The sequence below is a fragment of the Sporobacter termitidis DSM 10068 genome, assembly GCF_900130065.1.
GTDB classification, from domain to species: domain Bacteria; phylum Bacillota; class Clostridia; order Oscillospirales; family Oscillospiraceae; genus Sporobacter; species Sporobacter termitidis.
Window position 1 is genome coordinate 178,980 of the sequence record NZ_FQXV01000004.1, and the last position, 26,187, is coordinate 205,166.

Genomic DNA, 26,187 nt, shown 5'->3' on the forward strand with positions numbered 1-26,187 from the left:
CACTTTTTGCAGCATCAATCGCTCTTACTTCATCCCAATAAAAGTAAAAGTAAAAGTAATATGAAGCTGTAAAAAGGACGTTTCTCATTATTTCCCCCGCAAAAGTACGGAAATTTGATATTTGTTATACTTTAACACATTGCATTGTATGTGTCAACATAAATATCGGTGAAACAGTTTTGTATTGACAAGCGCGGAATAAAGAAGTAAAATCCCTGATATAATTAGTTAGACTAACTAATTTAATGATAAACGGATGAGTTGCCGGGCGGTGCGCTGACGTATTGATGGGGATGAGATGAATGCAGGGGTTTCAGAAGATTCTGAATAATATGCTAATGGAAGTATACCACAATATTCTCCGCGTGGAAGAGGAATTTTTGCAGAACAACGACCGCGTCAACCTGACGATCCGCGAGATGCACCTGATCGAGTGCGTCGGGATGGATAAGGAAAACGGAAAAACGGTCAGCGAGATCGCCGAGTATCTCAAGGTGGCTAAGCCCTCTGTCACGGTCGCCGTGAATAAGCTCGAGAAAAAAGGCTACCTCTGTAAAAACAGCTGTCATACGGACGGCCGGGTCGTGCGCGTGACGCTCACGCGGGAGGGCCGGAAGATTTACTTATATCATAATCGTTACCACCTGAGCATGATCCATGAAATTGAAGACGAATTTGGCGACGAGGAACAGGCGTACCTGATCCGCGTTATTGGCAAGCTGAATAAATTTTTTGAAAAGAGCGTTGGAGCAGCGACATGAGTTTTAAAATTCTTGGTACCGGTCATTGCGTGCCGTCGCGCGTTGTGACGAATGACGAAATGTCCACGATCGTGGAAACCTCGGACGAATGGATCGCGCCGCGCGTCGGCGTCAGGGAGCGCCGCGTCTGCACGACGGAGACGGCGTCGGACCTGGCGTTTGAAGCGGCACAGCAGGCGCTCGCGATGAGCGGAACAAAGCCGGAAGAGCTGGACATGATCCTCTGCGCTACCCTCAGCGCCGACGAGGCGTCGCCGTCCATGGCGTGCATGATGCAGAACAGGCTGGGCGCCAGTTGCCCGGCGCTGGACGTCAACGCCGCCTGCAGCGGTTTTATTTACGCCCTCGATACAGCCGCGGGATTTTTTGCCCGGAAAAAGGTGAAAAAAATGCTGGTGATCGGCGGGGAAAGACTGAGCCGCCTGATCGACTGGACCGACAGGAACACCTGCGTCATCTTTGCCGACGGCGCCGGCGCGGTGGTTCTGGGCGAGGGGGACGATTACCTGTCGTCCAAGCTGTACGCCAAGGGCTGCGAGACGATCGTCATCCCGCAGTATGCGGGCGATTCTCCCTTCAATCAGCTGGAGGCCAGAAAGCCCTTTATCCGTATGAACGGCCAGGAGACGTTCAAATTCGCCGTCAACGCCATGGCCGGAGATATTATCGACGTCATTAACGCCGCGGGGCTGAAGCAGTCCGACATCGCCTGGGTCGTGCCGCATCAGGCCAACGCCCGCATTATCGACGCGGCCAGCCGGAAGCTTGATATCCCGGCGGATAGGTTCGGCAAGAATATCGAGAAGTACGGCAACACGTCGGCCGCCAGCGTCCCGATACTTCTGGACGAGCTCAACAGGGCCGGCAAATTCAAAAAGGGCGATTACCTGGCACTGGCGAGCTTCGGCGGCGGGCTGACAAGCGCGGCCTGCATCATCCGCTGGGGTATCTGAGGCCGCACACGTTCATCCATACATTATATTTACATCAGTGATCATCTCCGGAATTCCAAGCCGGAGTGACAATAAAACGGGAGGAATATTACCATGTCAGTATTTGAAAGAATCGTTAACCTTATTAAGGAAAACATCAACGACACAGAATCCATCACCGAGGATACCACGTTTGAGTCCCTGGGGATCGACTCTCTCGACACCGTTGAAATGGTCATGCAGCTCGAAGAGGAGCTCGGCATCGAGATCGAACTTGAGGAGAAGATGGCAACCGTCGGGGAGCTGGCCAAATATGTCGAGTCCAAGCTGGGCTGAGCGTTCGGAAGGATAATGTTATGATCAAAACGCCGGTATGCGATCTCCTGGGGATCGACTATCCGATATTTCAGGGCGGAATGGCCTGGATTGCCGACGGCAGGCTGGCTGCCGCCGTATCAAACGGCGGCGGGCTCGGGATCATTTCCGCCATGAATGCCGGCGCCGACTATCTCCGGCAGGAGATCAGGGCCGCCCGGGAGGCGACCGACAAGCCCTTCGGCGTCAATATCATGCTGATGAGCCCCCATGTGGAGGAAGTCAGCAGAGTCGCCGCCGAGGAAAGGGTCGCCGTCGTCACCACGGGCGCCGGGAATCCGGCGAAATATATCCCCATGTGGAAGGCTGCCGGCATCAAGGTCATCCCCGTCGTGGCCTCGGTGGCCCTGGCAAAGCTGCTGACGCGGGCGGGGGCCGACGCCCTCATCGCGGAAGGCGGCGAGAGCGGCGGCCACGTGGGGGAGACGACGACGCTCGTCCTCGTCCCGCAGGTTTGCAACGCAACCTCGCTCCCCGTGATCGCGGCGGGGGGCATCGGCGACGGGCGCGGCGCGGCCGCCTGCTTCATGCTGGGGGCCCAGGGCGTTCAGCTCGGTACGCGTTTTCTCGTCGCCGACGAGTGCTCGGTTCACGAAAACTATAAGGAAAAGATTTTAAGCGCCAATGATATCGCCACCATCACGACAGGCAAACGCCTGGGTCATCCTGTCCGCAGCCTGAAGACGCCTTATGCACGCGCATATTTCAAAGCGGAATATTCGTCCATCTCCGACGAGGAGCTGGAGGCCCTGGGCGCGGGCGCGCTGCGCCGGGCCGCCGTGGAGGGCGATTTGAACAACGGCTGCTTCCTGGCAGGCCAGATCGCCGGCATGGTGAACCGGCGCCAGCCGGCCGCCGAGATCATCCGCGAGATATTCGCGGAAACGGAAGAAGTTTTGAGTGGAGCGAACAAATGGGTAAAATAGCTTTTATATTTTCAGGACAGGGCGCCCAGTACGGCGGCATGGGCTGGGAGCTTTACGGCGCCAGCTCCGCGGCAAAGGCGGTCTTCGACACGGCGGACGGCATCCGGCCCGGCACGTCGGGGCAGTGCTTTGAGGGGACGGCCGAAACGCTCTCCCAGACGGAAAACACGCAGCCGTGCCTTTTCTGCGTCGATCTGGCCGCGGCGGCCGCCCTCAGGGAAGCGGGCGTTACGCCGGATATGCTGGCGGGCTTTTCGCTGGGGGAGCTGGCAGCGCTGGCCTTTTCGGGCGCCGTTACCTATGAGGACGCCTTTAAGCTGGTCTGCCGCCGCGCCTATCATATGGCGGGCGCCTCCAGGGAAACGCCTGCGGCGATGGCCGCCGTCCTCAAGCTGGACGACGACACGGTGATCGCCCTGACGAAGGAATTTGAAAACGTCTACGCCGTCAACTTCAACAGCCCCGGCCAGGTGGTCGTTTCGGGCGAGGTGGGCGCGCTGGAAGCGTTCAAGGCCCGCGTGAAGGAAAAGGGCGGCAAAACCATGCCGCTCAAGGTCAGCGGCGGTTTCCACTCGCCGTTTATGGCTTCGGCCTCCGACAGGTTTGCGGAGGAGCTCGAAGACTTTACCATCACGCCGCCGTCCGTGCCGCTGTATTCAAACGTGACGGCGCGGCCGTACGAGGACGATTTCAAAGGTCTTTTGGCGCTGCAGATCAAAAGCCCCGTGCAGTGGTGGCGCACCGTTGAGAATATGATCGCCGCCGGCGCCGACACGTTTGTCGAGGTCGGGCCCGGCAAGGTCCTGTCCGGCCTTGTGTCAAGGATTTCGGACAAGGCGCGGGTTTTTAATGTGGAGGACGTATCGAGCCTCAAAAATACGGTTTCGGAGGTGCAAAGCCATGCTTAACGGAGAAGTGGCGCTCGTGACGGGCGCATCGCGCGGTATCGGCAAAGCCATCGCCTTGAAGCTGGCGGGCCTCGGCGCGGATATCGCCCTGGTGTACGCCGGGAATACGGAAAAGGCCGAGGAGACCGCGTCCCAAATCCGCGCTCTCGGCGTCAGGGCCGAGGCGTTCAAGTGCGACGTGTCGGATTTCGGCGCCGTAAAGACGACGGTGGATGAGATCAAGGCAAAGCTCGGCACGGTGGATATCCTTGTCAACAACGCCGGCATCACGAAGGACGGCCTCATTATGAACATGAAGGAGGAAGCCTTTGACGGCGTGATCGACATCAATCTCAAGGGCGCTTTCAACATGATCCGGCACTGCAGCCCGATCTTTATCAGAAAACGCAGCGGGAAAATCGTCAATATCAGCTCTGTTGCCGGACTGATGGGAAATCCGGGGCAGGCCAATTACGCCGCGTCCAAGGCGGGCCTCATCGGCCTGACGAAATCGGTGGCGCGGGAGCTGGCTTCGCGGGGCGTCTGCTGCAACGCGATCGCGCCCGGCTTTATACAGACGGACATGACCGAAAATATCGCAAGCGACAATCCGCTGATGGCGAACATTCCGCTGGGGCGGATGGGCCTGCCGGAAGAGATTGCCGAGCTGGCGGCTTTTTTAGTTCAGGACGGCGCCAATTACATAACCGGCGAGGTTATTCGGATTGACGGCGGCCTGGCAATGTAATTTTTCGAGGTGGAATGAGCATGAAAAGAGTCGTAGTCACCGGTATGGGCGCCATAACGCCGGTGGGAAATGATGTTAACACGATGTGGGAAAACCTGGTCGCGGGGCGCCACGGGATCGGCCCGATCACAAAGTTCGATTGTACGGATTATAAGGCGAAGCTCGCCGCCGAGGTCAAGGACTTCGACCCGCTTTTGTATATGGAAAAGGGCGAGGCGCGCCGGATGGACCTTTTTTCGCAGTATGCCGTCGCCGCGGCTACGCAGGCGGTCGGCGACAGCGGCATCCTCGGCAACGTGGAGCCCGAGCGGTTCGCCACATCCTTCGGCTCCGGCATCGGCGGCATCGTGACGCTGACGGATGAGCACTCAAAGCTTGTAAACGGCGGCCCGAGAAAGGTCTCTCCGCTGTTTGTCCCGATGATGATTTCCAATCTGGCCGCGGGCAATATTGCCATACGCTTTAAGGCAAAGGGCTCCTGCATCTGCATCGTCACGGCCTGCGCCACCGGCTGCAACGCCATCGGCGAGGCGTTCCGCGCCATCAAGCACGGGTATGCCGACGCCGTCATCACCGGCGGCAGCGAGGCGGCCGTCATGCCGCTGTCCATCGCCGGCTTCACCAATATGACGGCCCTGTCCACGGCCACCGATCCGGACGCCGCGTCCCTCCCGTTTGACAAAAGGCGGGCAGGGTTTATCATGGGCGAAGGCGCCGGCGCGCTGATCCTGGAGGAATATGAGCACGCCAAGGCCCGCGGGGCCAAGATCTACGCCGAGGTGACGGGCTACGGCACCACCTGCGACGCCTATCACATCACCGCGCCGGACCCCGAGGCGGACAGCTGCGCCCGCGCCCTGCGCGATTCCTATCAGGAGGCCGGCAGCCCGGCGGACGGGAAAATCTACATCAACGCCCACGGCACCGGCACGCCGCTCAACGACGCGGCTGAGACGGTGGCGATCAAGAAAGCGTTCAGCGACAGGCTTGGCGACGTGGTCGTCAGCTCGACGAAATCCATGACGGGGCATATGCTTGGCGCCGCCGGCGCCGTGGAGTCCATCATATCCGTCCTGTCCCTGCACACAGGCGTGGTTCCGCCGACGGCGGGACTCCAGGAGCAGGACCCGGAATGCGATCTCGACTGCGTGCCGGTAAAGTCCAGGAAAGCCGACCCGGCGCTGGCGATCTCGGTGTCCATGGGCTTCGGCGGGCACAACGCCTGCGTCGCGTTTTCAAAATTCGACAGTTGATTTATGAAAGCCGCACGGCTTCCCGCCTTCGCGGGAATGGCATAAGGCGGCGGAATGGGGCTAGCAATGGAGTTTAAGGACATCAAACAACTGGCGTCACTGATGAAGGATATGGGGCTGACGTCTCTGGAATATTCGGAGGGGGACGCCAGCGTCAAAATGGAGCGCGGCGCCGTACTGAGCGCGGCGCCTGCCGTTGCCGCGCCGAAGGCCGAGGAAGCGGCGGCCCAGCCGGAGGCGAACAGCGGCGCTTATACCATCACCTCGCCTATGGTCGGCGTGTTCTACGCGGCGCCCGCCGCCGACAAGAAGCCGTATGTCTCCATCGGCGACCGTGTGGAAGCCGGCGACGTGCTGTGCATTATCGAGGCCATGAAGATGATGAACGAGATCACCTCGGAAAAGAGCGGCGTTATCGCCGAAATCTGCGCCGGCAACAAGCAGATCGTCGAATACGGCCATCCGCTCTTCCGGTTAAGCCTCGATGAATAGAGCGGCATGTGGCGCGGGCGCTCGTAAGCGGAAGGGGAGAGCACAATGAATAAGGCTGAAATCATGGCGGTTCTGCCGCACCGGGACAACATGCTCCTCGTCGACGAGGCGGAGCTTGCCGAAGGTAAGGCCCGCGGAAAATATCACGTCCGGGGGGACGAGTGGTTTTTAAAGGGGCATTTTCCCGGCAATCCCGTGGTGCCCGGCGTGATCCTGTGCGAGATACTCGCCCAGTCGGCCTGCGTTCTGCTCGCCGGCGAGGCAAACGGGGCAACCCCGATGTTTACGGGACTCGACAGGGTGAAATTCAAAACGCCGGTGAAGCCCGGCGATACCATCGAAACGGAGTGCGTCATCACAAAGTCCAGACCGCCGTTTTACTTTGCCGAGGGGCAGGGGAGCGTAAACGGCAAGCTTTGCGTCAAGGCGGAATTTTCCTTTGCGCTCGTCAAGGCGTAATAAGGGGTGACACTGTGTTTTCAAAAATACTGATCGCAAACCGCGGCGAGGTCGCCATCCGCATCATCAGGGCCTGCAAGGAGATGGGGATTCAGACCGTTGCCGTTTATTCTCTCGCCGACAAGGAGGCGCTGCATGTGGCGCTGGCGGACCAGAGCGTCTGCATCGGCGAGGCGTCGACCTCCGACAGCTACTTAAACGCCGAGCGCATCATCAGCGCGGCGATCATCACCAAGGCGCAGGCCATCCATCCGGGCTACGGCTTTATGTCCGAGAGCCCGCGCTTTGCGGAGCTCTGCAAGAAAAACGGCATCGATTTTATCGGTCCCTCCCCGGAGGTCATTTCCCTGATGGGCGACAAGGATCAGGCCCGCCAGATGATGAAAAAAGCCGGCGTCCCCGTCATTCCGGGCACCGATATTCTGAAAAATCCCGGCGAGGCGGCGGCCGCCGCCAAAAGGATCGGCTATCCCGTTCTGATCAAGGCGCGGTCCGGCGGCGGGGGCAAGGGCATCCGCATCGTGACGGGCGAGGAGGAGCTGGAAAACGCTTTCCTGACCGCCTCCCACGAGGCGCAGGAGGCCTTTGGCGACGGCGCGGTCTATCTGGAAAAGCAGATCAATCCCGCCAAGCATATCGAAATCCAGCTGCTGGCCGACGAGACGGGCAACATCGTGTGCCTGGCCGAACGCGAGTGCTCGATCCAGCGGAACAACCAGAAGCTGATCGAGGAGTCGCCCTCCCCGGCGGTGGATGGCGCGCTGCGCGCGCGGTTAACGGACGCGGCGATTAAAGCGGCCAGGGCCGCGGGCTACTGCAACGCGGGGACCATCGAATTTTTGCTGGACACGGACAACAGCTTTTATTTCATGGAAATGAACGTCCGGCTGCAGGTGGAGCACGGCATCACCGAGCAGATCACGGGCATCGACATCGTCAAATGGCAGATACGCATCGCCGCCGGCGTCCCGCTGGATTTTACGCAGAAGGACGTGGTCATCGAGGGCAACGCCATCGAATGCCGCATCAACGCCTCCAGCGTCGGCCGGGTGACGTTTCTGCACGTGCCGGGCGGTCCCCGCGTCCGCTTTGACAGCGCGCTGTTCACGGGCTACGCCGTCCCGCCGTTTTACGATTCCCTCCTGGGCAAGCTGATCGTCCACGCCAAGACGCGCGAGGAGGCTATCCGCAAGATGCACGCAGCGCTGTGCGAGCTGGTCATCGACGGCGTGCCCAACAACATCGACGAGCAGATATCGATACTGAGCGACAAGCGATTTGTCAAGGGCGATTATAATACGAATTTTATCAAAGAGCGTGGTGACGACTGATGGCACTGGATGCCTTCTTCAAAAAACCGAGAAACGAGCTGGAAAAGGGCGGCAGGCCCCCCGTCGTGCGGGCGGAGACGGAATACGAAATGTCCGAAAAATGCCCGGAGTGCGGGACGGAAACGCCGCTGAGCCTGTTGTGGGAAAACCTCCATGTCTGCCGGTGCGGGCACTGCTTCCGCATGAATTCGCGGCAGCGCATCCGTTTTCTGACGGACAAGGACAGCTTTACGGAGCTGTGGGGGGATATGGAGAGCGTCGACCTACTGAACTTCCCGGGCTATAAAAACAAGCTCGAAAGCATCAGGGCTCAGGCGCGCGAAAAGGAAGCCGTCATCTGCGGCGAGGCCTCCGTGGGCGGGGTGCCCTGCGCACTGTTTGTCATGGAGCCGTACTTCATGATGGGCAGCATGGGCACCGTTGTGGGCGAGAAGATCACAAAGCTTTTCGAATACGCCGCGGAAAAGCGGCTGCCCGTCATCGGCTGCACCGTCTCCGGCGGCGCCCGGATGCAGGAGGGGATACTCTCCCTGATGCAAATGGCCAAGACGAGCGGCGCCATCAAACGCCACAGCGACTGCGGGCTTTTGTACATCACCGTCATCACGGACCCCACGACGGGCGGCGTCACGGCCAGCTTTGCCATGGAGGGCGACGTCATCATCGCCGAGCCCGGCGCGACCATCGGCTTTGCCGGCGCGCGGCTCGTTGAGCAGACCGTCCGGAAAAAGCTGCCGGCAGGCTTCCAGAAGGCGGAGACGACGCTGGAGCACGGCTTCATCGACATGATCGTCCCCAGGTCCGAGCAAAGGCGCATTATCGGCACGCTGCTGGCAATGCACCGGGCTCACGCATAGAACGATATGAGGGTATTATGAAAGCTGCATATGAGTATGTTACGGCGGCGCGGAGCAAGGACCGCCAGACCGGCCTCGATTTCATCAATCACATCTTCAAGGGCTTTATCGAGCTCCACGGCGACCGCCGTTTTGCCGACGACCCGTCCGTTGTGGGCGGCTTGGCCTATCTGGACGATATCCCCGTCACGGTGATCGCGACGGAAAAGGGGCGCGATACGAAAAGCCGCATCCGGCGGAATTTCGGCATGGCCAATCCCGAGGGCTACCGCAAGGCCCAGCGCCTTATGAAGCAGGCCGAAAAATTTAACCGCCCCGTCGTGTGCTTTGTGGACACCTCGGGGGCCTATCCCGGCATCGGCGCCGAGGAGAGAGGGCAGGGGCAGGCCATCGCCGAGAGCATCATGGAAATGATGACGCTCAGGGTGCCCATCCTGTCCGTCGTGATCGGCGAGGGCGGCAGCGGCGGCGCGCTGGCGCTGGCCGTGGCCGACGAGGTCTGGATGCTGGAAAACGCCACGTATTCCGTCATCGCCCCGGAGAGCTGCGCCAATATCCTCTGGCGGGACCCGGACAAGGCGGCCGAGGCGGCCGAAAGCCTGCGCCTGACGGCGAAGGACGTCTATGAGCTCGGCGTTGTGGAGCGCATCATCTCCGAAAAGGGCGGGGATACCGAGCGCCTGTTCGCGTCGCTGGCGGCGGATATCAGGAGCTGGTATGTGAAAATGAAGGTATTCACCCCCGAGGAGCTGACCGAAAGCAGGTATAAGAGGTTCAGACGCATCGGGGTGCAGAAAACGTCGTAATTTTTAAAAGGTCAGGAGGCTTCCGATGAATATCAAGATCACGTCCGACAGCACTTGCGACTTGTCCAAGGAATTGCTGGACAGGTATGATATTTCCCTGATTCCGCTTTACATCATGAAAAACGGGAAGGCATACCGCGACGGCGTTGATATCACTCCTGCCGATATTTTCTCCTACGTTGAAAAAACAGGCGATTTCTGCACGACCGCCGCCGTCAATACGTTCGATTACATAAAGTTTTTCGAACGCTTTTCGGCAAAATACGACGCCGTGATCCACATCAATCTCGGGTCCGGCTTTTCCGTCTGCCATACGAACGCCGCGGCCGCGGCCAAGGTGTTTAAAAACGTCTTTGTGGTCGACTCGAAAAACCTGTCCTCCGGACAGGGGCTTGTGGCCCTCGAAGCGGCGAAGCTTGCGGCGTCCGGCCTGGACGCGGAGGCGCTCTGCCGGCAGCTTGACGGCGTTATCGACAGGGTGGAGACGAGCTTTCTCATCGACCGGCTGGACTACATTTTCAAGGGCGGCCGCTGCTCGCTGGCCACGGCCCTGGGCGCGAATATCCTCCATCTGAGGACCTGCGTCGAGGTCAGTACCGGCGTCATGCAGGTCACGAAAAAATACAGGGGCGCGTTTGAAAGCGCCGTTGAAACATATGTCCGCGATAAGCTGCAGGGCCGTGACGACCTCGTTCTGGATCGGATTTTCATCACGCACCCGGCGGCGTCACAGAAAGCGGTGGCCGCCGCGCGGGACGCCATCGGCCGGTACGCCGCCTTCGGCGAGATCGCCGAGACGAAGGCCGGCTGCACCATCTCCTGCCACTGCGGGCCGAGAACGCTGGGGATACTTTTTATTAGAAAATGACCCGCCCACCCGCCCGCCTGTCGATAAAGCCCTTCGGCTTTCTCGACAAGAGATGCATGCGGCTCGCTCAGCCGCTCCCCGCATGAGAAGAGTCACTCCGGAGGCGCATGTCGTCCTGCGTGACAAATTTTAAATTTATTTGCCGCTCCGGCGGCAAACTCTGCGAGGCTTTGCCCGCTGTATGCGAGGGCGGGGCGCAGCACCGGACTACCGAATTTTAACTGCTGGGACAGAAACCGTTGCGGTATCAGGATTTCTTGATGCCGCAACGGTTTTTCGAGCTTTTATGACATGGCATGGATGTACATGGATTTACATGAACTCGTATTTTGGGGAATCGAATTGGCTTGAAAATGAGGACAGAACCATATAAATATGGTAAACTCATAAAAGCGTCTTGCTGAGTTGGGCAAACGGGAATTTATCTATGACAGGAAGAAGAACCAATACGTTAGTTAATGTTGGGAGATTATAGGCATGGGCATTGAGATCGCTTATCTTGCGGACCATCCGGAGTATATCCAAACGTGTGCTAGTTGGATATACGGCTTGTGGGGCAGCCAATCGGGCGGAACATATGAACGGGCTTTGAGTAAGTTCACGGACGGAGCCAATAAGGAGGCTCTGCCCATTACCTTTCTCGCCCTTCATGATTCAAAACCAGCCGGAACGGTAAGCGTATGGAATACCGAGGCCTCAAGACCGGATCTAACTCCTTGGCTGTCTGCGTTATATGTGCATCCGTTTCATCGGAACAAAGGCATTTCCCTCCGTCTGATTGAGCGGCTCATCGCCGAAGCGTACCGCTTGGAAATTAAGGAGCTATTTCTTGTTACTGAGAAAGCAAAGGCACTATATGAGAGATTCTGCTGGACAGAGGTAGAGCCTATGGCAACGCCATATGGTGAAGCAACCCTAATGAAAAAGCAGCTAGAATAATAAGCATAACTGGAAATTGATAAATTCCAATTTAAGAGGGTGAGACATATGTCTGCGAAGCCCTGTATCAAAGCGGCGATGAGAACCGCATTGTTGCTATCTTGAGGAGCAATCTGGACGAACGGTCCTGCGATGTCTTTGAGTTTCCCGGCGGTCTTATCGCGGAGGAGTACGAATTTATGCTGTCCTGACAAATTAAAATTTGCGGAGGTTTTAAATGAAAAAAGAAGTAGTGCTTGGAAATGTAATGGTTGATTGTGATGATGAAAGAAAGTTACAGAAATTCTATGGTGAATTATTAGGATGGGATTTATGTGAATTATTTGAGCGGCCGGCAGTTCGAAGCTCTAGCGGAGTCGTTTTTTTATTTATTGAGGAACCGGACTATATTCGACCGATATGGCCGGAGGAAAGTGGAAAGCAGCAAAAACAAATGCATTTTGACTTTCAAGTTGACGATATTTTAGTAATGGTTGAGAAAGCAAAGGTGTTAGGTGCTGTAATGGCGGCAGATCAATATGGCGGAGAGGATTTTGTCACGATGATTGATCCATCAGGACATCCATTCTGTTTGTGTAAAGGCTAAAACAATTTCAATTTGTCGGTTACTTATAAGCAGATTATTTTGCGATGAGAACCAGGCCAACCGCACACACGCCCATTCCCAGTACTTGACGTAAGCTAAGCGTTTCCTTGTATAAGAGAAATCCAACGATCAGCAAAACGCAAGCCAGGGTTATACTGGCAAATAAATTTGCTGTGCTTATTTTCCATCCGGCACGATAAACACATAGAAACCCAAACTCCAAGCCAACGATTGCAATGCCGAGAGCATAGGTCGTCCAATTCGCTTTTGATAATTCCAGCAAAAGATTTTTCTTTTCACTGGTCACAAAATACATAATTATTGAACAAGTCATAGCTATGAGGTAAGTAACAGAAAGCGAAGCAAATGAATTGATATTTGTCGGTGTTGATTTGGCGCTGATGTTGTAAATTGTATTTGCGGCAACAACAATCAGAATTGGCCATAGCATATTCCACATAGTATAAACCTCCCGAACAAAATAAAAAGCCGTATGCAAGTTAGCCTCGCATACGGCAGGTGCTCATCCGATGATATATACAATATCATACAATTATTATGTCTTAAAAGACTATGGATTGCAACAACAAATTTCTATTATTTATATCTGCAAATTGAATTTATCAACTTTCTCTTTTGCTTCAGCAATCGAATAAACAAGCCAATTATGGCTAAAATGATGAATATGACAGCATACCGCCGCCGCAGGGCGGGACGCCCCGGCCCGCCGCCGGTCTGGCTGCCGTCTCGGCGGCACAGGCTATTTTACATGGTTTTAACATAAATATGATAATGGCTTTTACGTTCGGAAGGTTAAATAGATCTGACTGTTTTAGAGCGAAGAACGATAAACGAGGGTATGTGATGGATAAATTTTCGATCAAAGCGTTGAATCTGTATTATGGTGATTTCAGGGCGCTGAAGGATGTGGAGCTACATATACAGCCCAGTGAGATCACGGCCTTTATCGGGCCTTCCGGCTGCGGTAAATCGACGCTTTTGAAGACGCTGAACAGGATGAACGACCTCATCGAAAACTGCAAAATTAGTGGCGAAATCCTTCTCGATGGGGAAGACATCTACGGCACGATGGACGTCAATCTCCTGCGCAAGCGCGTGGGCATGGTGTTCCAGAAGCCAAATCCCTTCCCGATGAGCATCTACGACAACGTGGCCTACGGGCCGCGGACGCACGGTATCCGGGGGAAGCAGGCGCTTGACGAGATCGTGGAGCGCTCTCTTAAGGACGCTGCCATCTGGGACGAGGTCAAGGACAGACTCAAAAAGAACGCGCTCGGCCTGTCGGGCGGGCAGCAGCAGAGGCTCTGCATCGCGCGGGCGCTGGCCGTCCAGCCGGATGTGCTTTTGATGGATGAGCCAACCAGCGCTCTGGACCCGATTTCCACCTCAAAGATCGAGGAGCTTGTGCTGGAGTTGAAAAATCAATATACCATCATCATCGTTACCCATAACATGCAGCAGGCGGCGCGCATCTCGGACAAAACGGCATTTTTCCTGCTCGGTGAGGTCGTTGAGGTCGGCAACACGGAATCGCTGTTTTCCATGCCGAAGGACAAACGCACCGAGGACTATATCACAGGGAGGTTCGGATAATGAGAACGCACTTCGAGGAACAGCTTGAACGTCTCAACCACGAGCTGATCGACATGGGAGCCCTCTGCGAGGATGCCATCAGCGCGTGCACAAAAGAGCTGCTTGACCCCGACGGCACGGAACTGGGCGCGGCAAGAATCTATGAGCGCGATATCGACCAGAAGGAGCGCGAAATTGAAACGCTCTGCCTGCGGCTGCTGCTGCAGCAGCAGCCGGTGGCCCGCGACCTCCGGCTCATCTCCGCCGCCATGAAGATGATCTCCGACATGGAACGCATCGGCGACCAGGCGTCGGACATCGAGGAGATCACGCAGTACATCCATAACAATACCGACCTCAAAAGCCGGCTCCACATCAACGAGATGGCCAAGGCCACTATAGAAATGGTGACGGACGCCGTCGACTCCTTCGTCAAGAAGGATATCGCCTTGGCGCGCTCCGTCATGGACTACGACGATATCGTCGACGACCTGTTCCGAAACATCAAGGAGGAGCTCATCCGCATGATCTCCGACGGCGACAACAGGGGAGAGCTTTTCCTGGACCTTTTGATGATCGCAAAATATTTCGAGCGCATCGGCGACCACGCCGTCAACATCGCCGAATGGGTGGAATACTCCATCACCGGCAGCCACCCGAAGCTCGGCGGAATTTAATAACAGTTACGTAAATAAACGAAGCTCCCCTGCCATCAGTAATCGGGTAGGGGAGCTGTTACTTTAAAAGTGTGGGAAACGGCTAAGAATTTACTCCTCCGTAAATTCAAACAGATCCTCCACTGTCACGCCGAAAACCTTGGCGATATCGAGGGCCAGCTTCAGAGAGGGATTGTATTTGCCGTTTTCGAGGTGGACGATCGTCTCCCGGCGGACGCCCACGAAGGCGGCCAGCGTTTCCTGCTTCATATCCCGCATCGTCCTGTACTGCTTGATTTTCGTTTTGATCACCATACGCTCAGCCCCGCCTTTCGCGGGCAGAATAGACGGCCAGCAGGATAAAGAAAACAAGGAAGGATGCCGCGAAGGCAATGATGAGACAGGCCATGTATACGGCGTCGCTGTTATAAAGCGGCCGGAAGGCCACGGTCAGGACGTACAGCACCAAACTCGTGAAAAACGCCGGTGTCGCCGACCGCTTGATGTTTTCCCGGAACAGCTCGTCGGGGATAACCTTAAAGAAAACGAAAAAGATGAAAAAGCAAAAAAACCAGAGATACATCCAATGGTGCGTAACAAGGCTCAGAATTCCGAGCAGGCCTAGAAAACCAAGGTAACCGAGCGGATTTTTCATAAAAATAGCCTCTTTCATAAGTTATAAATATATAACTTTGTGTGATAAATATATAACTTGAATTTAAAATTGTCAAGACATATTTTAAAAATCCGGCCAGACGATGCATAGGCAGAGGCACTCTTGGGCAGGATAACCCAATATTAGTTTGGGCGAATTGTTTAATCTATTAAACAATACATGTTGACATGTATTTTTTCATCGCATATAATTCAAAACAGGAAGACTCCGCTTTTATGGAAAGTCCGACAGAGAATTCGCGTCACCGGTTGAGAGCGCGATACGGATGAGTAGTGAGCAGGGGAACGCTTCTGAAAGTCCGGAAATTGAATATGAAAGTGGACGCGGGCTTTCCGCGTCAATGCGGGTGGCACCGCGGGCAGACAGAATTGCTCGTCCCGGGAATTATTTGACGATAATTTCCGGGATTTTTTGTTTATCTGGAGGAAGAGCAATGCTGAGAACACACATCTGCAACGAGCTCCGGACGGGGCACATCGGAGAAAAAGCCACGCTGGCCGGCTGGGTCGACACGATCCGGGACCACGGCGGCGTCAAGTTTCTGGACCTGCGGGATGAGAGCGGCGTCACCCAGGTCGTCTTCCACGACGATGCCCTGCTGGACGGCGTCAATCGGGAAACGGTCATTGCCGTGACCGGCGTCGTGGAGGCCCGGGACGAGGAGAACGTCAATCCGAAGATCGACACCGGCATGATCGATCTCCGGGCGGAATCTATCACCGTCCTCGGCCCCAGTCGGAGCGTCCTGCCTTTTGAAGTCAGGGAATCGACAGACACCCGTGAGGAGGTCCGGCTCAAATACCGGTTCCTCGACCTCAGGAACCCGGACATCCACAAAAATATCGTTCTGCGCGCGCAGGTGATCAGCTTCCTGCGGCGCCGGATGGAGGAGCTGGGCTTTCTTGAGATTCAAACGCCGATTTTGACGGCGTCGTCGCCGGAGGGCGCGCGGGACTATCTCGTCCCCAGCCGCAAGCACAAGGGCAAGTTTTACGCGCTGCCGCAGGCGCCCCAGCAGTTCAAGCAGATGCTGATGGTGTCCGGCTTTGAGAAATATTTTCAGGTCGCACCCTGCTTCCGGGACGAGGATGCCCGGGGCGACCGCTCGCCGGGCGAGTTTTACCAGCTGGACTTTGAAATGGCGTTCGCCGAGCAGGAGGACGTATTGACCGTCGCCGAGACGGTGCTGTACGACACGTTTACGAAATTTTCCGATAAGCGCGTGTCAAAGCCGCCGTTTCGGCGCATCACCTACGCCGAGGCGATGCTCCACTACGGCTGCGACAAGCCCGACCTCCGCAATCCGCTCGTCATCTGCGACCTGACCGACTTCTTCAGAGGGGTGGAATTTGCCGCCTTTAAAAACAAGCCGGTCCGCGGGATCGTGGCCGACTGCTCCGGCTGCACCCGCAGCTTCTTTGAAAATTCGCTGAAGTACGCCACCTCTATCGGCATGAAGGGCCTGGGGTACATCACGCTCAGCGAGGGCAATTTCAAGGGCCCCATCGAAAAGTTCCTTTCGGAGGAGCAGAAGAAATATCTGATCGGCCATTGCGATATCAAGGAAGGGCAGACGCTCTTCTTCATCAGCGACGCGCCCGGCGCCGCCGACAGGTTTGCCGGCCTCATCCGCACCTGGCTGGGCGAAAACCTCAATATCATCGACACGGACGCGTTTGAGTTCTGCTTTGTCGTCGACTTCCCCATGTACGAGCGCGACCCGGAGACGAACGCCGTCGGGTTCACGCACAATCCGTTTTCCATGCCTCAGGGCGGACTGGAGGCGCTGGAGACGAAAAATCCGCTGGAGATCGTCGCGTATCAGTACGACGTCGTCTGCAGCGGCGTGGAGCTTTCCTCCGGCGCCGTGCGGAACCATTCGCCCGAGATCATGAAAAAGGCCTTTGCCATCGCCGGATATTCCGAGGAGGTATTGGAGGAGCGGTTCGGCGCCCTCTATACGGCGTTCCAGTACGGCGCGCCGCCCCACGCCGGCATGGCCCCCGGCATCGACCGTATGGTCATGCTGCTGGCTGGTGAGGAGACGATCCGCGATGTCATCGCCTTCCCCCTAAACGGCAACGCCCAGGACCTTTTGATGGGCGCTCCCTGCGAGGTCACGGAGCATCAGCTCAGGGAAGTGCACGTCAAAATAAGATAAGCCCACCCACCCGCCCGATAGAGGCATAGGGGGCTCCGCCCCAAACCCCATCGGGGCTCTGCCCCGGACCTCATTTGGGCTGGTGAGGTGTCTCGATATACAACGTAGGGGCGATTCACGAGTCGCCCGCCGCTGCGTAGGATATACGATTTATCGCAGGGATGGCCGTTGGCCATCCGCCGCCGCAAGGCATGTAAAATAAAAAAGGATAGTGATTTTATGATCACAGTCGATGAACTGAAAAAGATCGCCGCGCTGGCGAAGCTGTCGCTGGACGGCGAGGACGTGGAGGCGCTCCGGCGCGATATCGACAATGTGCTGGAGTTTGCCGATACGATCGCGCAGGCGGCCGTCGACCTGCCGGAGGAGGCCGGGGGCGAGGCGTCCTGGCGCTTCAGGGAGGACGTCTGCCGGCCGTCGTACCCGGCGGAGGAGATACTGAAAAACGCCGGAGAGCGGCAGGACGGCTTCTTTGTGGCGCGCCAGCGGGGAGGCCTGATCTGATGAACACGATCAAAAACGTCAGGCATCTTTTAAAGTGCAAGGAAATCACCTGCCGCGAGCTGACCGTCCGATTTTTGAAAGCCGCCGAGGAGCTGAACCCGGAGCTGACGGCCTACATCACCCTAACGCGGGAGGCGGCGCTGAAGACCGCCGACGACGTGGACAAGAAGATACAAAAGGGCGAGGAGCTCCAGCCCCTGGAGGGCATCCCGTTCTGCCTGAAGGACAACATTTCCACAAAGGGCCTTCGGACCACGTGCGCCTCGCGCATGCTGGAGGATTACACGCCCATTTATGACGCCGCCGTATGGGAGAGCCTGAAAGGGCAGAACGCCGTCATCATCGGCAAGGGGAACATGGACGAATTCGCCATGGGCTCCACCTGCGAAAACTCTTATTTCGGCGGCGCGAAAAACCCGCGCAACCTGGGCCATGTGGCCGGGGGCAGCTCGGGCGGCGTGGCGGCGGCGGTGGCGGGGAACCTGGCCGTCTACGGCATTGGCTCCGACACCGGCGGCAGTATCCGCATGCCTGCCTCCTTCTGCGGCCTTGTCGGCCTCAAGCCCACGTACGGCGCAGTCTCCCGGCGGGGACTCATCGCCTATGGCTCGTCCCTGGACCAGATCGGCCCCATCGCGGCCTGCACCGAGGACGCGGCCGCTGTCTTTGACGAGATTTGCGCCAAGGACCCGCTGGACATGACCAGCGAGGGATCAGAGCCTGTTTCCGACAAGCTCACCGGCAGCGTCCGGGGTCTCAGGATCGGCCTTGCCAAGGAGTTTTTTGACGGCCTCCCGGAATCGGTCCGGAGACCGCTGGACGAGGCGGTTGACCTGTATAGAAAGCTTGGCGCCGAGCTCGTCGAGCTGGAGTTCCCGCTGCTCAAATATGTCCTGCCGACGTATTACATCATCGCCTGCGCCGAGGCGTCGTCCAATCTCGGGCGCTACGACGGCCTCCGTTACGGGCACCGTGCATCGGCATTCGACGACCTCAACGACTTCATCTGCCGCACCCGCAGCGAGGGGTTCGGCCAGGAGGTCCGCCGGCGCATCCTTCTGGGGGCGTACGTGCTCAGCGCGGGGTATTACGACGCGTATTACAACAAGGCGCAGCTTTTGAGAAAGAGCATCAAAAACGAGTTTTCCAAAATGTTTTCAAGGTGCGACGTCCTGCTGACGCCCACGGTGCCGGTCACGGCGCTCAAGTCCGGCGCCGGCATGACGCCAGTACAGATGTACCAGACGGACATCTGCACGTGCTCTGTCAATATCGCGGGACTGCCCGCCGTTTCGCTGCCCTGCGGCCATGACGGAAAGGGGCTGCCGGTGGGCATGCAGCTGATCGGGGACAAGTTCAGCGAAGACGTCGTCTTAAACGCGTCTCTGGCGTTCGAGCGCGAGACGGAGGGGAGCCATCTGAAAACGGCGGATATGGGGGTGCTGCTGTGACGTACGAAATGGTCATCGGGCTCGAAACGCACGTCGAGCTCTCAACAAAGACGAAAATCTTCTGCGGCTGCACAACGCAGTTCGGCGGCGCGCCGAACACGCACTGCTGCCCCGTCTGCACGGGCCAGCCGGGCAGCCTGCCCGTTTTGAACAAAAGCGTCATCGAGTACGCCGCGACGGCGGGGCTCGCGCTCAACTGCGGCATCAACACGCAGTCGGTCATGGCACGCAAGCACTATGTCTATCCCGACCTGCCGAAGGCGTATCAGATTTCCCAATACGAGCAGCCGCTGTGCGAGGGCGGCTGGGTCGAGCTCTCCGGCGGCAGGCGCATCAACCTGACGCGCATCCACATCGAGGAGGACGCCGGCAAGCTCGTCCACCAGGGCGGGGCGGTGTTCATCGACTACAACCGCGGGGGCGTGCCGCTCATCGAGATCGTCTCGGAGCCCGATTTCCGCAGCGCCGAGGAGTGCACCGAATATCTTGAAAAGCTGCAGACCATCCTGCGGGCCGTGGGCGTGTCCGACTGCCGCATGCAGGAGGGGTCCATGCGCTGCGACGTGAATATCTCGCTGCGGCCGAAGGGCGAAACAAAATTCGGCGTCCGCGCCGAGATCAAGAACCTCAATTCCTTTACGTCGGTCGCCGCCGCCATCGCGCACGAATTTGACCGGCAGGAGGAGCTGCTTTCAGCAGGCGGCGCCGTCGAGCAGGAAACGCGCCATTTCGACGCCGACACGGGCGAGACGAGCAGCCTCCGGGGCAAGGAAAACGCGGACGATTACCGCTACTTCCCGGAGCCTGATATCGTCCCCGTCATCATTCCGGAAGACGTATTGCAGAGACTCAGGGACGGCCTGCCCGAGCTGCCAGACGCCAAGCGGGAGCGGTATATATCGGCGCTCGGCGTACCGGAGGCCGACGCGCGCCTCCTGACGAAATACAGAAAGGTGTCGGAGTATTTCGAAGCAGCCTCCGAGGGCTGCGAAAGCCCCAAGACGGCGGCGACGTTCATGGTGACGCAGATGTTCAGCCTCATTCCCACCGAGGCCGAGCGCGAGAACTGGTCGCCTGCTGTTTCGGCCGCCCAGTTAAACGAGCTGGTAAAGCTCCTTGAGGGGGGCAAGCTCAGCCGCAACATCGCCAAGCGCGTCTTTTCCCAGATGCTTGAAACGGGGAAGCCTGCCACGGACTTTATCTCCGAGGAGGACATGGCCGGGTTCGATGCCGGTGCGCTCAACGAGCTCTGCCTGCGGGCCGTTGCCGAAAACTCAAAGTCCGTGGACGACTACCGCACCGGCAAGGAGAAGGCCATCAAGGCGCTCGTCGGCGCCGTCATGCGGGAGTCCAGGGGCCGCGCCAACGCCATCGAGGCGGAGGAGCTGCTGAAGAAGATCATCGCCGGTTAGAATTCCCGCCCACCCGCCCCAAAAAGGTATGGGGCTTCGCCCCATGCCCCAGTTGAGGGGCTCCGCCCCTGTGACCCCGGTTGGGGCTTTGCCCCGTGTCCGGATTGAGGGGCTCCGCCCCTGTGACCTCGGTTGGGGCTTTGCCCCATGGTCCGATTGAAGGGTTTCGGTCCTGTGGCTCCGGTTGGGGCTTCGCCCCATGGTCCGATTGAAGGGTCTCGGCCCTGTGGCCCGATTGGGCTCCGACCGATACCTCGTATAAAGAAGCTATGATTGTGTCAAACGGATGACAGGGCATCGGCGGCGGCTTCGAGGTCGGGCTTGAAAAAAATCAGGCGGCCCTTGTTGCACTCATAGATAAAGTCCTTCAGGCTTTTGCTCGTGTATCCGGAGAAATCGCCGACGATGGCGAGCCTGAGGTTATAGTTGGAGAACTTCTGCAGCATGTCGCCCGCCAGCCCCGACTTCAGGTCAAAGAAGCGCTCCGGCAGGGTCTCCCTGAACACGACGACGCCGGCGCTGTGTGCCATAAAGGATGCCGAGACGATAAGATCGAGGATATCCTGAACGCTTTCAAGCCTGAGTGTTCTGTCGGCCACGGAGATGGTCACGCCGTTTTTAACAATGGTATTCATCATGACGCTCCTTTCACGTTATTTAGGTTCATCGCCATCGTTTTGCTCCGTCAAAAAGGCGACGGTCTCCAGCATGGCCGCCGTGAACCGCGCGCCGCCCCAGAGGGTGACGCGCAGCTTGAATTCCTCTTCGATAAACTGTGCCTGCATGGAAGACCGCCCGAATTCGGGCGGTTTTGCGTTTAACACCGCTGTCAGCGCGTTCATGATGCGGACGGCCTCGTCCCTGAGGGGAACGCGGATGTCGACAACGGAAGACGCCGTCGCGGAAACGCCGGTATCCATCCCGGTCCGCGCCGCCTGGGGCGCTGCGGCGTTTTCGGTAAAAACCGAAAGGTCGTGGCCCGCCACCCGCCACCCTTTGCCGATTTTTACCGCGTGCAGCTTCCCCTCGCGAATATACCGCTGTATCGTCTTGGGGTGCATATCCAGCATTTTTGAGATTTGCTCTACCGTATAGTACGCATTGTCCATGGTTGAGGTGCTCCTTAATGTAACCTATAAGGTAATAATAAGGAATAATAGGGAGCGTGTCAAGAGGGATTTTTCTCCCGCCAGGCGTCCCTGGGCGCGCGGTCCCGCAAAATTATATGGACCAAATGCGCCGGCTGGTTTATACTGGCAGAAACAGGCGCAGATATTCTGAGACGGAGGGAGGCCATTATGGCAGACATCAGAGAGGTTCATGACGGCGAGCTGGACCGGTGCGCGGAGGTAATCCGGCGGGGGTTTCAGACGGTGGCGGACGATTTCGGGCTGACGGAGGAAAGGGTGCCGACGAACGGGGCGTATATCAAAACAGAAAGGCTCATAGCCGATAGGGCGAAGGGCAATCTCATGTACGCGCTCACGGAGGATGACCGCATTGTCGGCTTCATGCAGCTGGAGAACGCCGGGAACGGGACGTTTTATCTGGAGAAGATCTCCGTCGTGCCGGAATACCGGCACCGCGGGTATGGGACGGCGCTCCTGGATTTTGCCAGGGAAAAGGCAAAGGAAATGGGCGCCCATAAGCTGGGGATCGCGATCATCGAGGAGAACGGGATTTTAAAGGAGTGGTACATAAAAAACGGCTGTGTGCCAACAGGCAGTAAAAAATTTGAGCATCTGCCCTTTACGGTCGGCTTTCTGGAGCTGTCTGTCGGGGAGTAAAAAACAAAAAAGATTCTTCGGGGCTGAAAGCCCGAAGAATCTTTTGCTTTTTGATGTTTAGTTTGGGTTACTGCCCCTGAACGGATTTCATTTCGGCGGCGGCCGCGGCGTAGACCCGGGAAAAGGGGACGTTGTGGGCGGCGGCGGCCGCGCGGACGTCGTCGTATTCCGGTTTTTCCTTGACGATGCCGTAGCCCCTGGCGGACTTGATACGGATATCGCCGTAAATCGTTTTGACCTTGTAGGACGTCTTGTCCAGCACATCGCGCTTCAGCGTTTCGTACCGGATGCCCAGCGTCGTCGTGTTCTCCAGCAGGAGGCGCGACATTTCGTTTTTGTCGTCCGGCGCGCACAGGCAGGTGAGCATGACGGCGGGGCGGCTTTTTTTCATGGTGATCGGCGTCGTAAAAACGTCCAGCGCGCCGCGGGAGAGCAGCAGCTCCGTCACATACCCGATGGCCTCGGGCGTCATGTCGTCCAGATTGCAGCGGAGCTCCGAGACGGTATCCTTTGTTTCCGGCCTGTCGCTCAGAAAGGCGCGAACGCAGTTGGCTGCCTCGAAATCCTTTGCGCCCATGCCGTAGCCGATCTTTGTGACGGCCATCGGTTCCATGTCGCCGAACCGGCGGACGAAGTGCTTGAGAAGCGCCGCGCCCGTGGGGGTGCAAAGCTCGCCATTTATTTTCCCGCCGTAGATCGGCACCCCCTGCAGGATATGCGCCGTCGCGGGGGCGGGCACCGGCAGGATGCCGTGGGCGCAGCGGACAAAGCCGGAGCCCACATGCACCGGCGAGGCCTCGATATTCGTCACGCCGAGCATCTGAAACAACAGGCAGCAGCCGACGATGTCGACGATGGCGTCGAAGGATCCGACCTCGTGGAAACGGATCTCGCCGAGCGGCACGCCATGGACGGCGGCCTCGGCCTCGCCGATGAGCTTGTATACGGCCAGCGCGTGGTCCTTCACGTTTTCGGCCAGATCGAGATTCTTGATGATCTCGCAGATGTCGTTATAGCTGTAATGGGCGTGCGCGTGGACATCCCCGCCGTGCGTGTGCTCGTGTGTATGCTCGTGCTCATGCTCATGTTCGTCATGTTCATGCGCATGGGAATGCTCATGCTCGCGGGGAGGCTCGTGATCTGGGCGGCTTTCAGGAGCGTCGGGGGCATCGGTGAAAGCGTCGTGGCTTGATTCCTCCTCGCCGCCGATGCGGATGCGCATCTTTGTGCCGGTGACGCCGCATTTGGTCATAAAATCGCAGCCGATATCGACGCGGGGCAGGCCCAGGCTCCGCATCCGCTGGAGAAAGATGTCCCTGTCGGGCAGGAGCTCCAGCAACGCGCCCATGAGCATGTCGCCCGCCGCGCCCATATTGCATTCAATATAGAGTTTCATCGTTCAGACTCCCCGATATGATTGATGAGGCTGGCCAGATATCCCGCGCCGAAGCCGTTGTCGATGTTGACGACGCTGACGTTTCCCGCGCAGGAGTTGAGCATGGACAAGAGCGCAGACAGGCCGCCGAAATTGGCGCCGTAGCCGACGCTGGTGGGAACGGCGATAACGGGGCAGGACACGAGCCCGCCCACAACGGTGGCCAGCGCGCCCTCCATGCCCGCCACGGCGATGACGACCTTGGCGGTCATCAGCACGTCAAGCCGGCTCAGCAGGCGGTGCAACCCGGCCACGCCCACGTCGTACAGCCGCTCCACCTTGTTGCCGAACGCTTCGGCGGTGACGGCGGCCTCTTCCGAAACGGGCAGGTCGCTCGTCCCGGCGGCGACGACGGCGATATAGCCCTTGGTTGCCGCCTCAAACTTCCGCCCGTGAATGGCGACGCGGGAAACGGGGTCGTAGTCGACGGCGATCAGCTTATGAAGCTCGTCCGCTTTTTCCGGCGTGAGGCGCGTGACAAGGATATTCGTATTGCCGTGATTTTTAAGCGCCGTGATGATGCCGGCGATCTGCTCCGGCGTTTTGCCGGCGCCGTAGATCACCTCGGGAATACCGTGCCGCAGGCTCCTGTGGTGGTCGACCTTGGCGTAGCCGATATCCTCAAAGGGCTCCATTTTGAGCCTCAGGAGCGCGTCTTCCGGTGAGACCTCACCGTTTTTGACGCTGTCCAGGAGGCTGAGAAGCTTCTCGGGTTCCATGTCAGACCTCCGTTTTGCGCGGCATGAGATCGACGAGAACATGCTCAAAATACGGGGAGACGGCGTCGATGATCTTTTTCCGCTTATCGACGATCATTTTGAACTGGCTCTCGGGAATCTGAATTTTCGCTGACCCGTCGAGATAGCGGATGCGGAAATCGCTGAAGCCGAGCCCGTGGAGCGCGTGCTCCGACTGCTCGACCTTTTGTAAAAGCTCCTCCGTGATCTCCGTTCCCGTCGGGATGCGGGTGGCCAGGCAGGCGTAGGACGGCTTGTCATGGGTGAACAGCCCGGCCTCGCAGGACAGGCGGCGGACCGCGCTTTTCGGGAGCCCGCACTCCCGCAGGGGGGAACGGACGCCCAGCTCGGAGAGCGCGCTCATGCCGGCGCGCACGCTGGCGTCGTCGGTGGCGTTCGTCCCGTCGCACAGCATATCGAAGCCGTCGGCGCGGACGAGCTCCCAAAGGCGCGTGTAAATGGCCCTCTTGCAGTGATAGCAGCGGTCTGCCCCGTTACCGACGATCTTGGGGCAGCTCATAACGTCCAGCTTCTCGATCATCATGGGCGCCTGGGTCAGGTACGCGAATTTCTTCGCGTCATCCAGCTCGAACTGCGGCTGAAAATTCGTGTTGACATAATAGGCTTTGACGTCGCAGCCGGCCTCGGACGCCGCATACAAAAGGTATGCCGAATCCACTCCGCCGGAAAAGGCGATGGCAAAACGCGGGTTTTCCTTGAAGAACGTTTTTAGATCCATACTGAATTATCTCCTGCTGCGGGCTCCGGCGACTGGAGCGAAAAACAGCCTAAAAAATATAAACCCCAAGAAAGCCGTTATCCGCGGCCTCTCCAGGGTTTATCCCAGATATTATTTTTCTCCATTGCCATCGAGTCCTTTTTTTATATTTGCCTCAATTCTAACATAAAAGCACGCCGCGTGTCAATTTCATGCGGACGCTCAGAATTCGATCCCGCGCCGGGCGGAGATCCCGCTGTCGTACGGGTGGCGGACCTTCACCATCTCGGTAACATAATCGGCGCGGCCGAGGATTTCCTCGTCCGGCCTGTGGCCGGTGATGACGAGCTCCAGGCTGTCGGGCTTGCGGCACACAAGGTCCAGAAACGCGGCCTTGTCCAGAAGGCCCAGCTGGTACGCGTCCAGCGCCTCGTCCAGGATCAGCAGGCCGCACTCGCCGGAGCCCACCAGCTCGAGCGCCTTTTCAAAGTTGGCGTTCTGGATTTTCCGCGTTTCCGCCAGCTGCTCGGGCGTCATATCGCGCGTAAAGGCCCTGGCCGCCGTGCCGCGCAGGACGGTGACGTTCGGCAAGAGCTTGAGCGCATTCAGCTCTCCGGTGTTCGAGTCCTTCAGGAACTGCACGATCACTACCTTGAGCCCGCAGCCGGCGGCGCGGAGCGCCAGCCCCAGGGCAGCCGTCGTTTTGCCTTTGCCGTAACCGTAATACACATGGATGAGACCTTTTGACATATAAATTCCTCCTTGGGAAATGATTATGCAGAATTTAATGACGTAGGGGCAGACCTCGTGTCTGCCCGCTTTCGTTGTGCAATACAT

31 protein-coding genes are annotated in these 26,187 nt (G+C 57.9%); 22 read left to right on the forward strand and 9 right to left on the reverse strand.

The genetic code is table 11. The annotated features are described in order from the left end of the window. The first annotated feature begins 332 nt into the window (after positions 1-332). The 15 genes from BUB60_RS07665 to BUB60_RS07735 all read left to right on the forward strand — a co-directional run bounded on the left by BUB60_RS07665 (position 333) and on the right by BUB60_RS07735 (position 12,220). Positions 333-761, forward strand: a complete 429-nt coding sequence (locus tag BUB60_RS07665) for a MarR family winged helix-turn-helix transcriptional regulator (RefSeq protein ID WP_159435366.1) — start codon at positions 333-335, stop codon at positions 759-761. Further along, entirely contained in the window at positions 758-1,714 is a 957-nt protein-coding gene (locus tag BUB60_RS07670; protein ID WP_073077365.1) for a beta-ketoacyl-ACP synthase III, read from the forward strand. Before BUB60_RS07665 ends, BUB60_RS07670 begins: the two co-directional genes overlap by 4 nt. A gap of 93 nt (positions 1,715-1,807) precedes the next feature. Beyond that, a complete protein-coding gene (locus BUB60_RS07675; protein WP_073077367.1) occupies positions 1,808-2,029 on the forward strand; it encodes an acyl carrier protein in 222 nt (73 codons plus the stop codon). Further along, positions 2,026-2,994, forward strand: a complete 969-nt coding sequence (gene fabK / locus BUB60_RS07680) for an enoyl-[acyl-carrier-protein] reductase FabK (protein WP_278277487.1) — start codon at positions 2,026-2,028, stop codon at positions 2,992-2,994. The genes BUB60_RS07675 and fabK overlap by 4 nt, the downstream gene beginning before the upstream one ends. Then, a complete protein-coding gene (fabD, locus tag BUB60_RS07685; protein ID WP_073077371.1) occupies positions 2,982-3,902 on the forward strand; it encodes an ACP S-malonyltransferase in 921 nt (306 codons plus the stop codon). The genes fabK and fabD overlap by 13 nt, the downstream gene beginning before the upstream one ends. Continuing rightward, positions 3,895-4,629: a 3-oxoacyl-[acyl-carrier-protein] reductase gene (gene fabG, locus BUB60_RS07690; RefSeq protein ID WP_073077373.1), complete on the forward strand. Its 735-nt coding sequence runs from the start codon at positions 3,895-3,897 to the stop codon at positions 4,627-4,629. The genes fabD and fabG overlap by 8 nt, the downstream gene beginning before the upstream one ends. A 20-nt stretch (positions 4,630-4,649) precedes the next feature. After that, positions 4,650-5,882 (forward strand): beta-ketoacyl-ACP synthase II, encoded by a 1,233-nt coding sequence (fabF, locus tag BUB60_RS07695; protein ID WP_073077375.1) that lies wholly within the window; start codon positions 4,650-4,652, stop codon positions 5,880-5,882. A 66-nt stretch (positions 5,883-5,948) separates the two neighbouring features. Then, positions 5,949-6,374, forward strand: coding sequence for an acetyl-CoA carboxylase biotin carboxyl carrier protein (accB, locus tag BUB60_RS07700; protein WP_073077377.1), 426 nt, complete (start codon positions 5,949-5,951; stop codon positions 6,372-6,374). A gap of 45 nt (positions 6,375-6,419) precedes the next feature. Next, positions 6,420-6,833, forward strand: a complete 414-nt coding sequence (locus tag BUB60_RS07705) for a 3-hydroxyacyl-ACP dehydratase FabZ family protein (protein WP_073077379.1) — start codon at positions 6,420-6,422, stop codon at positions 6,831-6,833. A 14-nt stretch (positions 6,834-6,847) separates the two neighbouring features. Continuing rightward, positions 6,848-8,164 (forward strand): acetyl-CoA carboxylase biotin carboxylase subunit, encoded by a 1,317-nt coding sequence (accC, locus tag BUB60_RS07710; protein ID WP_073077381.1) that lies wholly within the window; start codon positions 6,848-6,850, stop codon positions 8,162-8,164. Beyond that, a complete protein-coding gene (gene accD / locus BUB60_RS07715; protein ID WP_073077383.1) occupies positions 8,164-9,021 on the forward strand; it encodes an acetyl-CoA carboxylase, carboxyltransferase subunit beta in 858 nt (285 codons plus the stop codon). Before accC ends, accD begins: the two co-directional genes overlap by 1 nt. Before the next feature lie 17 nt (positions 9,022-9,038). Beyond that, positions 9,039-9,827 carry an acetyl-CoA carboxylase carboxyltransferase subunit alpha gene (locus BUB60_RS07720; protein ID WP_073077385.1) on the forward strand — a complete coding sequence of 263 codons (789 nt, stop codon included), beginning with the start codon at positions 9,039-9,041 and terminating at the stop codon, positions 9,825-9,827. Positions 9,828-9,852: 25 nt separating this feature from the next. Beyond that, a complete protein-coding gene (locus BUB60_RS07725; RefSeq protein WP_073077388.1) occupies positions 9,853-10,695 on the forward strand; it encodes a DegV family protein in 843 nt (280 codons plus the stop codon). A 477-nt stretch (positions 10,696-11,172) separates the two neighbouring features. Next, positions 11,173-11,634 carry a GNAT family N-acetyltransferase gene (locus BUB60_RS07730; protein ID WP_073077391.1) on the forward strand — a complete coding sequence of 154 codons (462 nt, stop codon included), beginning with the start codon at positions 11,173-11,175 and terminating at the stop codon, positions 11,632-11,634. A gap of 217 nt (positions 11,635-11,851) precedes the next feature. Further along, complete coding sequence (locus BUB60_RS07735; RefSeq protein WP_073077393.1) at positions 11,852-12,220, forward strand: VOC family protein; 369 nt, start codon at positions 11,852-11,854, stop codon at positions 12,218-12,220. A gap of 34 nt (positions 12,221-12,254) precedes the next feature. On the opposite strand, the gene BUB60_RS07740 is transcribed toward BUB60_RS07735, so the two are convergent. Beyond that, entirely contained in the window at positions 12,255-12,680 is a 426-nt protein-coding gene (locus tag BUB60_RS07740) for an EamA family transporter (protein ID WP_073077396.1), read from the reverse strand. A 404-nt stretch (positions 12,681-13,084) separates the two neighbouring features. Here BUB60_RS07740 and pstB point away from each other — a divergent pair, with 404 nt between their 5' ends. After that, positions 13,085-13,834: a phosphate ABC transporter ATP-binding protein PstB gene (gene pstB, locus BUB60_RS07745; RefSeq protein WP_242941169.1), complete on the forward strand. Its 750-nt coding sequence runs from the start codon at positions 13,085-13,087 to the stop codon at positions 13,832-13,834. Then, a complete protein-coding gene (phoU, locus tag BUB60_RS07750; protein ID WP_073077401.1) occupies positions 13,834-14,490 on the forward strand; it encodes a phosphate signaling complex protein PhoU in 657 nt (218 codons plus the stop codon). The genes pstB and phoU overlap by 1 nt, the downstream gene beginning before the upstream one ends. 90 nt (positions 14,491-14,580) lie before the next feature. Here the strand turns inward: phoU and BUB60_RS07755 are convergent, their stop codons facing one another. After that, positions 14,581-14,784 (reverse strand): helix-turn-helix transcriptional regulator, encoded by a 204-nt coding sequence (locus tag BUB60_RS07755; protein WP_073077403.1) that lies wholly within the window; start codon positions 14,782-14,784, stop codon positions 14,581-14,583. A 4-nt stretch (positions 14,785-14,788) separates the two neighbouring features. Next, entirely contained in the window at positions 14,789-15,124 is a 336-nt protein-coding gene (locus tag BUB60_RS07760; protein ID WP_073077405.1) for a DUF3796 domain-containing protein, read from the reverse strand. A gap of 454 nt (positions 15,125-15,578) precedes the next feature. Between BUB60_RS07760 and aspS the strand changes: the two genes are divergently transcribed. The 4 genes from aspS (at position 15,579) to gatB (ending at position 20,673) form a co-directional block, all read left to right on the forward strand. Then, complete coding sequence (gene aspS / locus BUB60_RS07765) at positions 15,579-17,306, forward strand: aspartate--tRNA ligase (protein ID WP_073077407.1); 1,728 nt, start codon at positions 15,579-15,581, stop codon at positions 17,304-17,306. A 219-nt stretch (positions 17,307-17,525) separates the two neighbouring features. Beyond that, a complete protein-coding gene (locus BUB60_RS07770; RefSeq protein WP_073077409.1) occupies positions 17,526-17,810 on the forward strand; it encodes an Asp-tRNA(Asn)/Glu-tRNA(Gln) amidotransferase subunit GatC in 285 nt (94 codons plus the stop codon). Further along, entirely contained in the window at positions 17,810-19,261 is a 1,452-nt protein-coding gene (gene gatA / locus BUB60_RS07775; RefSeq protein WP_073077410.1) for an Asp-tRNA(Asn)/Glu-tRNA(Gln) amidotransferase subunit GatA, read from the forward strand. Before BUB60_RS07770 ends, gatA begins: the two co-directional genes overlap by 1 nt. Beyond that, entirely contained in the window at positions 19,258-20,673 is a 1,416-nt protein-coding gene (gene gatB, locus BUB60_RS07780; RefSeq protein WP_073077411.1) for an Asp-tRNA(Asn)/Glu-tRNA(Gln) amidotransferase subunit GatB, read from the forward strand. The genes gatA and gatB overlap by 4 nt, the downstream gene beginning before the upstream one ends. A gap of 278 nt (positions 20,674-20,951) precedes the next feature. Here gatB and BUB60_RS07785 read toward each other — a convergent pair whose 3' ends face one another. Both BUB60_RS07785 and BUB60_RS07790 read right to left on the reverse strand, forming a co-directional pair. Beyond that, positions 20,952-21,308 carry a DUF4180 domain-containing protein gene (locus BUB60_RS07785; RefSeq protein WP_073077412.1) on the reverse strand — a complete coding sequence of 119 codons (357 nt, stop codon included), beginning with the start codon at positions 21,306-21,308 and terminating at the stop codon, positions 20,952-20,954. An 18-nt stretch (positions 21,309-21,326) separates the two neighbouring features. Next, positions 21,327-21,782: a helix-turn-helix domain-containing protein gene (locus BUB60_RS07790; RefSeq protein WP_073077413.1), complete on the reverse strand. Its 456-nt coding sequence runs from the start codon at positions 21,780-21,782 to the stop codon at positions 21,327-21,329. Positions 21,783-21,971: 189 nt separating this feature from the next. On the opposite strand from BUB60_RS07790, the gene BUB60_RS07795 reads away from it, so the two are divergent. Beyond that, positions 21,972-22,460, forward strand: a complete 489-nt coding sequence (locus BUB60_RS07795; protein ID WP_073077414.1) for a GNAT family N-acetyltransferase — start codon at positions 21,972-21,974, stop codon at positions 22,458-22,460. A 67-nt stretch (positions 22,461-22,527) separates the two neighbouring features. Here BUB60_RS07795 and larC read toward each other — a convergent pair whose 3' ends face one another. The 4 genes from larC to BUB60_RS07815 all read right to left on the reverse strand — a co-directional run bounded on the left by larC (position 22,528) and on the right by BUB60_RS07815 (position 26,100). Continuing rightward, the gene (larC, locus tag BUB60_RS07800) at positions 22,528-23,856 is read right to left on the reverse strand and encodes a nickel pincer cofactor biosynthesis protein LarC (protein WP_073077415.1); all 1,329 of its coding nucleotides are present in this window, start codon (positions 23,854-23,856) and stop codon (positions 22,528-22,530) included. Further along, a complete protein-coding gene (gene larB, locus BUB60_RS07805) occupies positions 23,853-24,614 on the reverse strand; it encodes a nickel pincer cofactor biosynthesis protein LarB (protein WP_073077416.1) in 762 nt (253 codons plus the stop codon). The genes larC and larB overlap by 4 nt, the downstream gene beginning before the upstream one ends. A gap of 1 nt (position 24,615) precedes the next feature. Beyond that, the gene (gene larE, locus BUB60_RS07810; RefSeq protein WP_073077417.1) at positions 24,616-25,371 is read right to left on the reverse strand and encodes an ATP-dependent sacrificial sulfur transferase LarE; all 756 of its coding nucleotides are present in this window, start codon (positions 25,369-25,371) and stop codon (positions 24,616-24,618) included. A 201-nt stretch (positions 25,372-25,572) separates the two neighbouring features. Next, positions 25,573-26,100, reverse strand: a complete 528-nt coding sequence (locus tag BUB60_RS07815) for a cob(I)yrinic acid a,c-diamide adenosyltransferase (RefSeq protein WP_073077419.1) — start codon at positions 26,098-26,100, stop codon at positions 25,573-25,575. Between the last annotated feature and the right edge of the window lie 87 nt (positions 26,101-26,187).